Below are 13,946 nucleotides of genomic sequence, written 5' to 3' on the forward strand. Positions count from 1 at the left end.
ATCTCCGTGCCCACGGCCCAGCTAGCCGAAACGCGCTGGCGCCTTCCCCGTTCGTAGCCGCCGCACGGCCTCCCGCAAGGGGGCCTGCCCGACAAGGTTTTGAAAGATAGGAGGAATCGTACTAATCGCGCTCGGCGCTGTATGTAGCACAAATGCGCTACACCGAGCGATCCTGTCGTGTCGTGTCGTGTCCGGAAGGGCGGTTTGCAAAAGAGCAATGCAGTTGAGACGCTGAGTCAATTCCGCCAACGAGCACCCCATATACTGGACGCGTCGATGCGTCGGGGGATGCCGTCGACGCTCATCGGTATCGATAGTGCGAATCGGAGTCAACAGCAAACAATGCAACCGCTCGGGCTGCGGTGCTTGGGGACCATCCGCTCTTTGTCGTCATCGACGAATCACTGCCAGGTCATGAGTCAGCACGCTACGGCGTGACGACATGACGACCGCGATCAGCAGCAGCCGTCATCCCTCATCGATCGGGAGGACGACGCGTTACCGCGTCCCTTTCGTTTGCCTTCGAAAATCCGATGACGTGCCCGCAGCTTCTCGCCGCCCCATCATCCGCGCTCGTCGACGCTGAGCTGCGTCCTATCCGCGTCGCCATCGTCGAGGAGGACGCGGAGTTCCTCGTCGAGCTGTGCCAGGCCGTCAACGCAATGCCCGACATGTGTCTCACAGGTGTCGCGACCACACGGGCCGGAGCGCTCGCCCTGTTCGACGACACACCGGTCGACGTTTTGCTGGTCGACCTGCGGCTGTCGGACGGTTCGGGGATCGACGTCATCCGTACGGCCGCCCGCCTCTGGCCCGGCTGCAACGTCATGGTCAGCACGACGCTTACCGACGAACAACACGTCATGCATTCGATCGAAGCCGGTGCCGCGGGTTACCTCCTCAAAGGCCTCTCGCCCGCGCGGCTCGTCGATGAAATCCGCAGCGTCGCGAGCGGCGGCAGCCCGATCAGTCCGATCATCGCTCGACAGTTGCTCGCCCGCCTTCGCTCGAGCGGCATCCAAAGCGTGAAGCCGGCCACGACAGGCGGGTCGCCGCTCTCTGGCCGCGAGAAGGAAGTGCTCGAGTTGATCACGAAGGGTTTCAAGGCGCACGAAGTCGCCGCGCTCATGCAACTGTCTCCGTTCACCGTAAAAACCTTCGTACGCCGCATTTATAGCAAGCTGAACGTGACCTCTAAGGCCGAGGCCATCTACGAGGCGAGGACGCTTGGACTACTGGCCAGTTAGGAAGACGAACCGTGTTGCCCGGCCGATAGCATCGTTGCCGCAAGAGACGGCAACGTCGAAGGACGGAGGCACGCTACACTGACGTAAAATGGCGGTCGGTCTTCCTACGGCACCTACGGCAGACCGCCTTTTTTCGTCTCTTCGGGCCCCGGGACCGCTGCGTATGCTGGCGAATGGCATTGCTTACAGTCGATTCGACCTTGCAGGACTGCCGCCTCAGCAGCAACTCCTGACCTATTGCGAGCAGCTTGGCCACGTCATCGAGGTCGTGCTGTCGCGAGAGCAAATGCGGCAGCCTTTCGCCTGCATCAACGACCGTTATGAGATCGGTGAATTCCGTATCAGCGACACTTATACGGACGATGTCGTGATCGAGCGGACCATCGCGCGGATCTCGCGCGACAGCGCGCGCGGCATCGGTTTCACGATCTTCCTCGACGATGTGGCTCATGCGGCCGTCACGCATGCGAGGAAGCGCGAGTTCTCGGTGTCCGGCGGCGTATTCGCCACGGACCTCGATCAACCTACCCGCCTCGCGCGGCGGGCTTGCCGGTACATTACCTTCGTCGTGCCTCGCAACCTGCTCGAGCACGTATTCCCCGATCCGGGGGCCGTACACGGCCGCGCGCTCGATCCACGCAAACCGGCCACGCGGCTTATCGTGGAGCAAGCCAAAACGCTCGTCGAGAACTGCCGGTACATGGCATTCGAAGATGCGCACCGCCAGCTCACCGCGCTCGTCGAACTGATCACGAACGCTTTCGGCGAAGCGGCCGGGTTCAGTGGCAGCAAGCGTGCAGTCAGCCGTGCATTGATGTTCGAGGAGGTGAGGCGCTATGTACGCGCCAACTTGCAGGAATACGACTTGTCCCCGCAAAACGTCATCGATTCGTTGGGGCTACCGCGCAGCTCCATCTATCGGCTCTTCGAACACGAAGGCGGGCTCGGTGCGCACATCCAGCACGTTCGGCTGCGCGTGGCCGCCGAAGATCTGGTCCGTACACCGCGGGTTCCAATCAAAGATATTGGCTACGCGGTCGGCTTCAAAAGCGCAGCTCACTTCACGCGCGCGTTTCAGAGCGCCTACGAGATATCGCCCAAGGAAATGCGCTTGAGCGGGTTCGTTCATACGCGCTGACCCGCAATCAGTCGATTTCCTTTTTCGGTATCCTGAAACGCCACAGCAGCAAAACCGTCGCGACGGCAATGGCCGCGGTCGGCAGATCTACGATCGAGCGCTTGGCGATCACGAGCTCAGGCCCGCTCGTACCAGGCTTTTGAGTTGTTGACGATACGCACTATCAGCAACATGACCGGCACCTCGATCAGCACACCAACGACGGTTGCCAATGCCGCACCGGAATTGAAGCCGAACAGGCTGATCGCGGCAGCAACCGCGAGCTCGAAGAAGTTGGATGCGCCGATGAGCGCCGACGGGCAAGCGATGTTGTGTTTCTCGCCGACTGCACGATTGAGCCAGTAGGCGAGCGCCGAATTGAAGAACACCTGAATCAGGATCGGCACCGCGAGCAGTGCGATCACGACCGGCTGCTCGAGGATCGCTTCGCCCTGGAACGCGAACAGCAGCACCAGCGTGGCCAGCAGCGCCGCGATGGACCAAGGGCCGATTCTCGCCAAGGCGGCGTCGAACGCGGCCTGCCCTTTCGCGAGCAGCAGCTTGCGCAAAATCTGCGCGAGGATCACGGGGATGACGATGTAGAGCACCACCGACGTCGCCAGCGTCGCCCACGGCACCGTAATAGCGGAAATGCCCAGCAGCAGGCCGACCAGCGGTGCGAAAGCGACCACCATGATGCTGTCGTTCAGCGCCACCTGCGACAGCGTGAACAACGGATCGCCGCCCGTCAGCCGGCTCCAGACGAATACCATCGCCGTGCAGGGCGCGGCGGCGAGCAAAATGAGGCCCGCAATATAGCTGTCGATCTGCGCCGCTGGCAGCATCGGTGCGAAGACCTGCTTGATGAACAGCCAGCCGAGAAAGGCCATCGAGAACGGCTTGACGAGCCAGTTCACGACGAGCGTGACGCCGATCCCCTTGATGTGCTGACGGACTTCGTGCAGCGCGCCGAAGTCGATCTTGACTAGCATCGGGACGATCATCACCCAGATCAGCAGCCCGACGGGCAAGTTCACCTGCGCGTATTCCAGCCGGCCTATCTGCTGAACCAGGCCGGGCAGCGCCTGGCCGAGCGAGATGCCGGCGACGATACACAACGCGACCCAAACGGTCAGATACCGTTCGAAGAAGTTGATGGCGGGCTTTGCGACAGCTCTTTTCGGCGGTGCGGCGTTGGATGCGTTCATTGGACTGCGCGGCGGTCAGGTATCGGTCTTGAAGAACACAGTCGGCGCCTCGAATTCGGCGGTCCGCCGTGCGGATAGTCAGGTTTGCGAGATCTCGGTCAACGCCGTCTGGAGTTCGGCGTTGCTCATGCGATCGACGGGCAACGCCAGTAACTGCAGCATGCGATAGCCAATCGCTTCGCGGGTAAGCTCGAACGCTAGCCGCTTGCCCTCGTCGCCGCCCAAGGCGTTCGATGGGTCGGCGTAGCCCCAATGCACTTTCACGGGGCTGCCCGGCCAATACGGACACGTTTCCGCGGCGGCACTGTCGCACACTGTAATGACGACGCGCATCTCTGGAGCGCTTTGGCCCGTGAACTCGTCCCAACTCTTGCTGCAGTAGCCACTGACATCCACGCCTGCGCCCGTCAACGCTTCCACCGCGAACGGATTGAGCCGGCCGCTCGGCGCGCTGCCGGCGCTGTACGCGCGCACGTCCTTGCCGAGCTTCGCGGCCCAATGATTGAGCATCCCTTCCGCCAGTACGCTGCGCGCCGAGTTGTGGGTGCACAGAATCAGTACGTTCGTGACCATATGCGAGATGCCAGATTTAGCTCAGCAGTAGGAAGATCTCACGGGCGCGCCGATCCGCTTGACGCACGCTGGAGAACAGCAAGCAGAAGCGCCAGGATGAGCGTTTCATGATCGATGCTCCTCGGACAGCGAACAAGCAGCCGTCGGCGAGCAGGGATTGCCGCCGCAGCAGTTCTCCGTGAGATAGGCCAGCAGGCCGTTCATCGTTTCGAAGTTCGCACAGTAGAAGACGAAGCGGCCCTCCTGGCGACCGGTGATGAGTTGCGCGTGGGCCAACTCCTTCAAATGGAACGAAAGCGATGACGGGGGCACGTCCAGCAGCGAGGCAATCCGGCCGGCGGGCAAGCCTTGCGGCCCCGCCTGCACCAGGGCTCGGAAGACTGCGAGCCGAGACTCATGTGCAAGCGCCGCGAGGGCGGCGATGGTTTGATCCGCTTTCATAATTCGATAATAGTCGAAGTATGGAATTAATGGAAGGCCAGCTGACCAAACAATTCGCGTGGTCGGCGTCGTTTGCCGTTTGCCGTTTGCCTTTAGTCCGAACTTCCGCCTCCATCGATGCAGCCCACCGCTGCGCCCGCATACTCATTCGTTTCGCTTGACCTCACTTTTTTTGGGGATACAAAAAAAGGTCGCAGCCTATGTTTTTTGTGGATACAATAAATACGATTCGAGTTGCGTTCGATCGTCCGAAGCGCGATGCGACGTTCAGTGACCGAGGACTTGCCTTCGAAGACGCAGCCATCGTGTTCGAGGGCAGGACGCTCGATATGGTCGATGACCGTTTCGACTATGGAGAAGAGCGGGTCGTCAGCGTCGGACGCTTGGCGGGGCGCATGGTGATCGTGGTTTGAACCCGACGGGGCGATGCTCGCCACGTGATTTCGATGAGGAAAGCAAATGAACGCGAGGAAAAGCGCTTTGCGCAGCGACTTGGCAAAAGCTGAAGCTCGCGGCATCAAGCGGGCCGACTACGAGGAGATCCCGGAGCTCGGCGAGGATTTTTTCGAGCGGGCTGACGAGCACCATGCCGGCGTGCTTGTGAAGCGTGGCCGAGGCCGCCCACCCGGCGCGAAGAAGGCGCAGATGAACTTGCGCATTGATCTCGACGTCGTCGAAGCTTACAAGGCCCAAGGAGAAGGCTGGCAGACCCGAATGAATCAGGCTCTGCGCGAGTGGGCGCAGTCGCACGGCATGCTGCCAGGAACGACCTGAAGCATTCCCCGATGACTTCGTCGCGAAGATTTCGCCGCCAGCGGTCGAAAACGTGCCCGCGAACATTCGTGCCCCTCGACTCGAAGGCTGGCCCGCACTACGCGCTACCCGTATCTTTTTGCCGGCACCCCCAACCCTAGCAGCAGCAACAGACAAGCGGCGAATGCCGCGAGCGTCGTCGAGCCGAACACGGTCAGCGTCGTCGGCAATCCGAACGCGGCGCTCAGGAATGGGCCACCAAAGCTCCCCAGTGCAAATGTTCCGAAATAGAAGCTGAAGACGGACGCCGGATTGGATGGCGAGGTGTGTGCGGCCAAGGTCGGCAATTTGCCCGCCAGCGCACCGAATGACAGCCCCGTCAATCCGGCAAACGATAGAAACAGCGCAGGGGCCCCCAGCCAAGCATCGGCAAGCGCGGCGCCGTAGCCACAGGTCGCCAGTCCAAGCACAATGCACCATGTGGCACGGACCGAGCTCAGATCGGAAAGCACCCCACCAGCGAACCGTCCGATGCCGTTCGCCAATGACATCGTCGATGCACCCGCCACGCCGAGGCCGGTCGTGTGTCCGTGTTGCGTCGCAAGCCGGCCAATCGCAGCAAACACCGCCGAGCCGAATGGCACGGTCGCGAAGAGCAGGACCATATTCCAAACGACAGGCCGCCAGGCAGCGTGGGGGCGCTCCGAAGCTGCCCTGTCGCGCGCCGGCCTCGGCAGCGCGGACCCGCTGCGCAAAATCATCAGGGCCCATCCAGCCGCTACCCCATAGGCTGCCATCACCACCGCAAGCGCGGCACGCCACGCAGCGTGATGGGTGAGCCACAGAAACAATGGGCCACTAACCGTTGCAGACAAGCCATAGATGGCAAGCAGCGTGCCCGACAAACGCCCCTGCGCACGCGGCGCGACGCGATGAATCACCTCGATGCAGGCGGGCGTCGAAAGGCCGCCGCCCACCCCGAGCGCGATGCCCGCGTAGCCGATGGCGAAACGCGTGGGCGAGTCGCTCGTCAGCGCGAGCAACCCGCCGCCGACGAAACACCCGAGCGCCCACGCGAGAATGCGCTCGGGCGCAAAACGCCCGACCAAGCGCCCCCCGGCCAGCACGGCGGGCAGCAACGCGAGCGGAGTGAGCGAAAACATCAGGTCCAGCACGCTGGACGACCACCCGGTTGCCCCATGAATGGTGGGCGCCATGCCGCCCCATGCGTAAATCAAGCCGAACATGAACTGAAAGGGAACGAGAAGCGCAACCGCTTTCCAATTGCTCACGACGCACCTCATCCCAATTGCCGCGGCGCGCGCAGCGACCGCTCGACGTCATCGAACAGGCCGACCGACAATGCAATGCCGCGCAGCAAACCCGAGCCTTCCGCGTGCACTGCGGAAGGCTCGCCATCGCCACCCACGAAGCGCCCGATGATGTCGAGGTGTTCCCGAAGCGTGAGCAACGTGCGCGTGGACGTCGGGAAACGTGCCCCGCTTTGGACGTCGTTGGGAATGGATGCCAGCATGTTCAAGGCTTACCTCCGGTTTAGAATTGGCTACATGTGATCGCTCGACCGCGCGCTCGACCGCGTTTTCGCCGGAGCATGATAAAAGTCGTATTGGGTACGCATTTGCTCCTTACCGAACCGATTTTTTGATTTCCAATGAACCTCGAACCGGTGAATAACGCCCCGATCGCCGTCTCGTCGTGGCCGTTCAAGGGCTTTCGCACGCCGGCAGCGGACGCCGAATGGGACGCCCTTCTCAGCGACGTCATGCAGCCGGGTCATTTGAAGATCGGCTCGCGCGACCGTCAGCCGGGCACCGCGGCGACAGCCCGATTGCTGGGCGGCGGTGTCATCGCCGATCTGCGCATGCCGGCACTGGAGGTCATCCACCGCGCCGAGCATGTGGTTCAGAGCCAAGAGCGGGAAGTGCTCGTCCATTTCGTGCTGGAAGGCAGCGGCGTGCTCGAACAGGAAAACGCGCGATTTCACTTTCACGTGGGCGACATTACTTTCCGGAATGCGCATCGACCGTCGAGTGTGCGTTTCTCCGGCACGAGTGCGCGGCTCATTGCCGTACGGCTCCCGATCGCCAGGTGGGAGGGGTATTTCCCGTCGGCACTGCGCGGCCCCACGCTTGCGCCGAGCAGCCATGCGCTCACGCAAGCGGTCAACGGGTTCGTGCATCGGATGGAAAACGGCTTTCCGAATTGCGATCGAACAGCCTTGGCCGCGCTCGAGCAGTCTTTCGTGTTGATGCTAGGGGCGGCGTGCCAGCAATTCCATCCTAGGGGGCCTGGCGACAACGAGCGATCGGAGGGGATTCGCTGGCGTCAGGTTCACGACTACATCGAGGCGCATCTCTTCGAGAGCACATTGACGCCGGCGGAATGTGCGAAAGCGCTGCAAATATCGGAGCGCTACTTGTACCGAGTGCTCGCCGATCATGGCGACCGGTTCTCTCAAATCTTGCAGAGCAAGCGGCTCGATGCAAGCGCCGAACGTCTACGCGATCCTCGGTTCGATCGTTACCAGATTTCCAGCATTGCGTATCAATGCGGATTCAAGGACCCAGCGCACTTCAGCCGCGTGTTCGCGAAACGCTTCGGCATCACGCCCCGTGCCTGGCGGGCATACGACGAGATGGCGATTTGACCACTTGAATGCGATTCAACTGCTGAAGCGAAGAACGATGCGGCGGTTCTGCCGGCCCTTCTTCTCGATCTTTTCGCACACGACCCGGGCGATCTCGCCGGTGTTCACGACATGAGTCCCACCGCAAGGCTGAACATCGATCCCGCGCACGTCGATCACCTTGATCGCATCGCTCGTTTCCGGCGGCAATGCGTAGCGATTTCTCACCAATCCCAGGAGTTCCGCACGCGTCTCCGGCGCAATCAACGACGTCGTGACTTCGATCCGCGCGCCTCACGAACGGCCGGAGCCGTCCCTTGCGCGCCGTCTACCCGTGAACGAGCGAACGGCCGACAAAGGGTGGATGCCGGCGGCATACGCCACCGCGGCCGTCACGATCAACACGCCGCCGCCCAATTGCGTCAGCGTCAGCACGCGTCCGAAGGCGAAGAAGTCGACCGTCACGGCGACAAGCGGGTAAATGAAGCTGAGCACGGCGATACTGCTCGTTGCCGCTTTCTTGAATGCACCATACAGCAGGATGTACATGAACGTGGTGTGGATCGTCCCCAGACAAACGATCGCGCCGATCTGCGGCCGCGACGCAGGCAGCGCGTGAAAGTTGGCCAGCGGAATGAAAACCAATGTGCCGATCACCATGTGGCTCACCGCGATCAGTTCAGGCCGAAGCGATCGTGACAACGAGCGCGTCAACAACGTCGTGGCCGCATAGAGCGTGGCGGCTGCGAGCGCGCACGCGATGCCGAGCAGATAAGAGTGGCCGTTGTGCTCGGCGCCCGGCTGCGCCAGCACCACCAGCCCGGTGAAGGACAGCACCAGCCAGAAGATGGCCGAGCGCGACGGACGCTCGCCTGGCAGCATGAATCCTGCGATGACCAGCAGAAATGGCTGCACGTTGTAGACGACCGTCGTGATGCCAATCGATGTCATCCGATATGCCGTAAACAGAAAGCACCAGTTCGCGATGAGCGTCAAAGCGCCGAAGAACAGTTTGATGAACTGCTGCCTGTCGAGCCGGAACGACCCCAGGTACCCTCGGTACCCGCAATACGCCGCGAGCCCGACGGAACCGATCGCGCAACGGAACCATACGACATTGAACGGGCTCTGCTCCGACAGGAGCACGAAGTAGCCGATGGTCCCTGAGATGGCCATCGCGAACGCCATGTAGAGCTGGCCGATGCGCTCGTCGGACATCAGCGTCCTCCGCCCAGCCGTCGTTCCGTGCAATTCCTGATTCATTTCTGTTGAACGTCCGCCTCGAGGTTGATCAGTACCACGTCGCAAGCTACATCATCTCGCGAATTGCAGGACGCGGCCCGAATGCCAGCCGAATCGGCATGAGCGAGCCCCCGTTGCTGCCACGCCAAAACCCGCGTTACGCGTTGGCTTCATCAAGATTCAGGAAATCCTGACACCGAAAACGCTTCAGTATTTCTCGTATCTGCCGTTTAAGCTCTTTCGATAGTCGCGGAACCCGGATCGAAAAGGCGGCTCGTGGCATCGCGCAATGGGGCTCTCCGCGCTGGGTGCCATGCGGTCCGGCCGACGCCGAACTCCCTCGCTCTGACAGGACGACGTGAAGCAATGAGCCGACTGCTATCGACGATCAAACGGAAAGTCATCTTCGCGTTCGGACTGTGCGCCGCCACGATGGTCGCGATCGGAGTGTTCAACGCCCTCAGCGTGTCGCGGATGAGCGGCGACGTGACCAGCATCTATTCCCAAAACACGCTGCAGCTCGCGAAACTCTCGAACGTGACGATCGCGCTGCTCAATAGCCGCGCGACGCTCAGACGCCTGCAGGCCACGCGGCTGACCGCGGACGTCGATACGTTCGCCGCCGGCATCCGAGCCGACCTGGACACGGCGGACCGCGAATGGGCATCGTATTACCCCGCCTATGTGCGAGGCGTTCATGAGCGCAAACTGGCCGCGCGCTTGGATGCCCTGATCCGCGAAAACAGACTTTACGCGAACTCGGCATTGGCCGCGTTCACGGCGGGCGATTTCGACGCCGGCACGGCCTCCGTCAATCGCGGGGCCGACGTTGCCGCCGCATTGACCCGCGTGTTGAGAGAGGATGTGGCACTCAGCGTCCAAAGCGCAAAGACGGCCTCGGACGGCAGTACGTCGAGCGCAAGCTTGATCAACAAGCTGTCGATTGCGCTCGTCGTTGCGAGCCTGTTGATCGCCGCGGCTTTGTCCGCGGCGATACTGCGGTCGATGCTGGGCCCGCTGGAAAAGGCCGTCCGCATCGCTAACGAGATAGCGTCGGGCAAGCTGCGCAATCGGATTACCGTCGATTCCGACGATGAAATCGGGCAGTTACTCCAAGCGATGAATGAAATGGAGCGGCAGCTTCGGCAGATGATTCATTTCGATCCGCTCACCGCCCTGCCGAACCGCGTCCTGTTCAATCAGCGTCTTGCGCAAGCCACCTCAGGACCGACGCATTGCGCCCACGCCGGCGTCATGATGATCGACATGGACCGCTTCAAAGGCATCAACGACACGATGGGCCATGCGGTGGGCGACGACCTGCTGCGCGAAGCCGCGGCTCGCCTCGCAAGCGGCGTGAGGCCCAACGACACCGTGGCTCGCTTCGGCGGTGACGAATTCGCGATTCTTCTGCCGGACGCGCCCGATCGCTCCGTCTTGGAAGAGGTCGCGAGTGCGATCTTGGCAAGGTTCGATGAACGTTTCGTGCTGAACGGCAAGGAGGTCTTCATCTCCTGCAGCATCGGCATCGCGATGTATCCCCTCGATAGTCTCATACCGGGTGATCTGCTCAGATACGCGGATTCGGCGATGTACCAGGCCAAGCGCGACGGCGGCCGCACCTTTCGCTTCTACTCGGAAGCGTTGACGCGCAATGCGACTGCGCGCCTGGCGTTGGAGTCGGCGCTGCGCTCCGCCATCGAACGCGAAGAGTTGGAGCTGCATTACCAACCCAAGGTATCGTTCGAAACCAGCGAGGTCATCGGCTCGGAAGCACTGCTCAGGTGGCAAAAGCCGAGCATCGGATGGATACCGCCGAGCCGGTTCATTCCGGTCGCGGAGGAAACGGGTCTGATTTCCAGCTTGGGCAAGTGGGTCCTGCGCGAGGCTTGTCGTGCGGCCGCCGAATGGAACGCAGCAGGTGCGCCCTTGCACGTCGTCTCCGTCAACCTCTCCGCCAAGCAGTTCCGGTCGAACGATTTGGTTTCGATGGTGCGACGGATACTGGAAGAGACGGGATGCCGCCCGGAGTGCCTCGAATTGGAAATCACGGAAAGCCTGCTGCTCGAGGAAAGCGACGCGGTGCTGGCCGCACTGTCGGCATTCCGCTCGTTGGGCGTGTCGATCGCAATCGACGATTTCGGAACCGGCTATTCGTCGCTCAGCTACCTCGCGCGATTTCCGATCGACACCCTCAAGATCGACAAGTCGTTCGTCCACGGAATCACGACCGACGAACGCCGTACGGAGCTCGTCAAAGCGATCATTTCGATCGGACACTGCCTCGGTCTGCGAATCGTGGCGGAGGGGGTAGAGACGATCGACCAGGCAAAATTCCTCGCGGCAAACGGATGCGAAATCGCACAAGGCTTCTTGTATGGCAAGCCGCTGCCGAAGCCGGAGATGGCTTCGCTTCCGAGGCGGCTTGCGGTGGGTTTGTGCTGACGCCGGCGCTCAAAGCGCGTGTAGACGAATCTTCGATCGTGTGGTGCTTGTCTGCCTGCATCACCGGCACGGACCTTGCGTGACCTCCCCATGCTTTCAACAAGCATGCATCCGGCTCGATCGAGCGTCGACGCGCAACGTCGAGCCGATGGGAGACGATCATGAAACGATTAGGACGACTCAAGTTCTTATGTCTGACCGGTGCCGCAACGGTTGCATTGTTGTCGGGATGCACGCTCGGCGGGGCGGCCGTGGGCGGATATGCCGGTAACAGGCTCACGCACGGCAGCACGGTCGGTACCGTCGGCGGCGCAGTCGCGGGCGGCGTCGTCGGATACGAACTCGGCAAATAACGAGCGCTTGCATTGAAAAAAGGGGGCACATTTTTGCGCCCCCTTTTTGCGTTTCTACAAGGCAGCCGAGAAAGCCGCCATGGCCGTCACATTAGAACTTGTGACGGATACCCACGCGCGCCGCGATTTGCGACTGCGAGGCCGAACCGGAGGGACCGAAGAAGCTCGTCGAATCGCCGATCTGCGCTTGCACCGGCGTGAAGGCTGCATCGTTGTTGTGGCCCGAGGCCTTTTGATAGGCGCCGACGACATACACATCGGTCCGCTTGCTCAACGCGTAGTCGAGGCTCAGGTCGACCTGATTGAAGTGGGCATTGGTGAGATCGGCCATGTGCATGTACGTATAGCCGAGGCCCGCCGTCAACGCCGGCGTGAACGAATACTTTGCACCCGCTTCATAAGCGTCGAACACCAGGTTGGTCGAGCCCGTGCCCGGCAGTTGCACGAGGCGCGTGTTCGTCCACAACGCCCAGAACGCCGCAGGCCCCATCAGGTAGCGCGCGCCGAGACCGAACGTGCGCAGCTCCTTGATCGTGGAAGGAACGGTTGCGTTCGAAATCGTCGTCGGGATCCCCGCTTGGCCGGCCGGGAAGCGGATGTCCGTGTAGGCCGCGCCTACGCCGATTGGACCGGCCGCATAGTTCAAGCCGAAGCTGTAGGTCCGCGCCGAACCCGTCGCGCCCGGGGCGCCGGCAAACGCGCCCGCTTGATTCGAGAAGCCGTACAACGCACCGAACGTCACACCGGCGAAGTTCGCGCTCTGGAACTTCACCGAATTGTCGATGCGGCTCGACGTCAGTTGATCGATGTCGTTGATGTGATACGCGTAGTTGCCCGCAACCGTGTTGCCGCCGGTCGTGTAGTTGGCGAGCACGTCCGTCGACAGCGAATACTGACGGCCGAACGTCACGGCGCCCATGCCGTTCTTCGACAGACCGACGAAAGCTTGACGGCCGAACTCACGGCCGTTTTGGCTCAGCGAGCCGTTACCGCTGTTGAAGCCGTTCTCCAACGTGAAGATCGCCTTCAAGCCGCCGCCGAGATCTTCGCTGCCCTTGATGCCCCAGCGGCTGCCTTGCGCAACACCGTCATCGTACTTCACCAAGCTCTTCGAGTTGGCTCCCGCGTGATTGACATAGCTCACTCCGGCATCGATCAAGCCGTACAGCGTAACGCTGCTTTGCGCATGCGCGGCAACGCCAATGCTGCCGAGCACGGCAGCGGCAAGAATACGTTTGTTCATTGATTCTCTCGAGTGTCTGTGTGAATGAATAGCGGCCCCTATAGCGCCGGGCCGAATTCTTGCCGATTTTTCACCGCCCTTTTGTGAACTTTTTGTTTAATGTGGCGTATTGTCGACACTCATTGTTTCAATTCGTGCAATACATTTATGTCGAAGTCGTTCGAATCATTCCCGCGGCAACGGTATGGTGCGTGGCTTCATCGATGAGCACGAAGGCCCCTGTCGCGGGGTGTGCGTCATATGCATCGCAAATGAGGGGTTTTTGCAGCGTCAATGCAACGCGGCCGATGTCATTCATATTCATATCGCGCATTGAATTCAATTGCGACAAGGTATGGACATCGAGCACCTCCTTTACGGAATCGACGCGCGCGAATACCGTGTTCGTCGTTTGCTTGAGCAGATACTTGCGCTGCGTCGAGAGTGGCTCCTCGTCGAACCAGCACAGATCCGCTTCGAGCTTCTTGGCCGGCTCCGGCACCGCTTGCGCCCCCACGAACGTATCACCGCGCGAAACGTCGACGTCCTGCGCCAAGCGTATCGTCACCGTCTGCCCCGCGAACGCGCGGTCCACCTGCGCCGTGCCCCCCGGCACCGGTGCGATGATCTCGGCCACCGTCGCTTCGCGCTGCCCCGGCAGCACCACGATCGCGTCGCCCACGCGCACTTCGCCCGCT

The 13,946-nt window shown here is 61.5% G+C and carries 16 protein-coding genes; 7 read left to right on the plus strand and 9 right to left on the minus strand.

Translation table 11 applies throughout. From position 1 onward, the window contains the following. Positions 1 to 533: 533 nt before the first annotated feature. Both ACTHNZ_RS24620 and ACTHNZ_RS24625 read left to right on the plus strand, forming a co-directional pair. Positions 534 to 1,247, plus strand: coding sequence for a LuxR C-terminal-related transcriptional regulator (locus ACTHNZ_RS24620; RefSeq protein WP_440545207.1), 714 nt, complete (start codon positions 534 to 536; stop codon positions 1,245 to 1,247). 163 nt (positions 1,248 to 1,410) lie between these two features. After that, positions 1,411 to 2,385 carry a helix-turn-helix domain-containing protein gene (locus tag ACTHNZ_RS24625; protein ID WP_440545208.1) on the plus strand — a complete coding sequence of 325 codons (975 nt, stop codon included), beginning with the start codon at positions 1,411 to 1,413 and terminating at the stop codon, positions 2,383 to 2,385. A 116-nt stretch (positions 2,386 to 2,501) separates the two neighbouring features. On the opposite strand, the gene arsB is transcribed toward ACTHNZ_RS24625, so the two are convergent. From arsB to ACTHNZ_RS24640, 3 genes are all read right to left on the minus strand, one after another. Continuing rightward, positions 2,502 to 3,572 (minus strand): ACR3 family arsenite efflux transporter, encoded by a 1,071-nt coding sequence (arsB, locus tag ACTHNZ_RS24630; RefSeq protein WP_440545209.1) that lies wholly within the window; start codon positions 3,570 to 3,572, stop codon positions 2,502 to 2,504. A gap of 78 nt (positions 3,573 to 3,650) precedes the next feature. Continuing rightward, the gene (locus tag ACTHNZ_RS24635; RefSeq protein ID WP_440545210.1) at positions 3,651 to 4,145 is read right to left on the minus strand and encodes an arsenate reductase ArsC; all 495 of its coding nucleotides are present in this window, start codon (positions 4,143 to 4,145) and stop codon (positions 3,651 to 3,653) included. A 105-nt stretch (positions 4,146 to 4,250) separates the two neighbouring features. Beyond that, the gene (locus tag ACTHNZ_RS24640; RefSeq protein ID WP_440545211.1) at positions 4,251 to 4,586 is read right to left on the minus strand and encodes an ArsR/SmtB family transcription factor; all 336 of its coding nucleotides are present in this window, start codon (positions 4,584 to 4,586) and stop codon (positions 4,251 to 4,253) included. A 200-nt stretch (positions 4,587 to 4,786) separates the two neighbouring features. Between ACTHNZ_RS24640 and ACTHNZ_RS24645 the strand changes: the two genes are divergently transcribed. Both ACTHNZ_RS24645 and ACTHNZ_RS24650 read left to right on the plus strand, forming a co-directional pair. Continuing rightward, positions 4,787 to 4,999, plus strand: coding sequence for a BrnT family toxin (locus tag ACTHNZ_RS24645; RefSeq protein ID WP_440545212.1), 213 nt, complete (start codon positions 4,787 to 4,789; stop codon positions 4,997 to 4,999). A gap of 46 nt (positions 5,000 to 5,045) precedes the next feature. Beyond that, on the plus strand, positions 5,046 to 5,360 hold the full coding sequence (locus ACTHNZ_RS24650; RefSeq protein WP_440545213.1) for a BrnA antitoxin family protein: 315 nt from the start codon (positions 5,046 to 5,048) through the stop codon (positions 5,358 to 5,360). Between the two features lie 104 nt (positions 5,361 to 5,464). On the opposite strand, the gene ACTHNZ_RS24655 is transcribed toward ACTHNZ_RS24650, so the two are convergent. Both ACTHNZ_RS24655 and ACTHNZ_RS24660 read right to left on the minus strand, forming a co-directional pair. After that, the gene (locus ACTHNZ_RS24655) at positions 5,465 to 6,631 is read right to left on the minus strand and encodes an MFS transporter (RefSeq protein ID WP_440545214.1); all 1,167 of its coding nucleotides are present in this window, start codon (positions 6,629 to 6,631) and stop codon (positions 5,465 to 5,467) included. Positions 6,632 to 6,639: 8 nt separating this feature from the next. Then, complete coding sequence (locus tag ACTHNZ_RS24660) at positions 6,640 to 6,879, minus strand: hypothetical protein (protein ID WP_440545215.1); 240 nt, start codon at positions 6,877 to 6,879, stop codon at positions 6,640 to 6,642. Positions 6,880 to 7,011: 132 nt separating this feature from the next. Here ACTHNZ_RS24660 and ACTHNZ_RS24665 point away from each other — a divergent pair, with 132 nt between their 5' ends. Further along, a complete protein-coding gene (locus ACTHNZ_RS24665; RefSeq protein WP_440545216.1) occupies positions 7,012 to 8,007 on the plus strand; it encodes a helix-turn-helix domain-containing protein in 996 nt (331 codons plus the stop codon). A gap of 15 nt (positions 8,008 to 8,022) precedes the next feature. Here the strand turns inward: ACTHNZ_RS24665 and ACTHNZ_RS24670 are convergent, their stop codons facing one another. Together ACTHNZ_RS24670 and ACTHNZ_RS24675 are read right to left on the minus strand one after the other, a co-directional pair. Next, positions 8,023 to 8,253 carry a hypothetical protein gene (locus ACTHNZ_RS24670; RefSeq protein WP_440545217.1) on the minus strand — a complete coding sequence of 77 codons (231 nt, stop codon included), beginning with the start codon at positions 8,251 to 8,253 and terminating at the stop codon, positions 8,023 to 8,025. 27 nt (positions 8,254 to 8,280) lie between these two features. Continuing rightward, positions 8,281 to 9,204, minus strand: a complete 924-nt coding sequence (locus ACTHNZ_RS24675) for a DMT family transporter (protein WP_440545218.1) — start codon at positions 9,202 to 9,204, stop codon at positions 8,281 to 8,283. 390 nt (positions 9,205 to 9,594) lie between these two features. On the opposite strand from ACTHNZ_RS24675, the gene ACTHNZ_RS24680 reads away from it, so the two are divergent. Next, positions 9,595 to 11,673: a putative bifunctional diguanylate cyclase/phosphodiesterase gene (locus ACTHNZ_RS24680; protein ID WP_440545219.1), complete on the plus strand. Its 2,079-nt coding sequence runs from the start codon at positions 9,595 to 9,597 to the stop codon at positions 11,671 to 11,673. 161 nt (positions 11,674 to 11,834) lie between these two features. After that, complete coding sequence (locus tag ACTHNZ_RS24685; protein WP_440545220.1) at positions 11,835 to 12,026, plus strand: glycine zipper 2TM domain-containing protein; 192 nt, start codon at positions 11,835 to 11,837, stop codon at positions 12,024 to 12,026. Between the two features lie 91 nt (positions 12,027 to 12,117). Here ACTHNZ_RS24685 and ACTHNZ_RS24690 read toward each other — a convergent pair whose 3' ends face one another. Together ACTHNZ_RS24690 and ACTHNZ_RS24695 are read right to left on the minus strand one after the other, a co-directional pair. Then, positions 12,118 to 13,269: a porin gene (locus ACTHNZ_RS24690; RefSeq protein WP_440545221.1), complete on the minus strand. Its 1,152-nt coding sequence runs from the start codon at positions 13,267 to 13,269 to the stop codon at positions 12,118 to 12,120. Positions 13,270 to 13,414: 145 nt separating this feature from the next. Beyond that, positions 13,415 to 13,946 (minus strand): elongation factor 1-alpha C-terminal domain-related protein (locus ACTHNZ_RS24695; RefSeq protein WP_440545222.1); only part of this gene is annotated, 532 nt, incomplete at its 5' end.

This window comes from Trinickia sp., assembly GCF_051953955.1.
Classification (GTDB): Bacteria; Pseudomonadota; Gammaproteobacteria; order Burkholderiales; family Burkholderiaceae; genus Trinickia.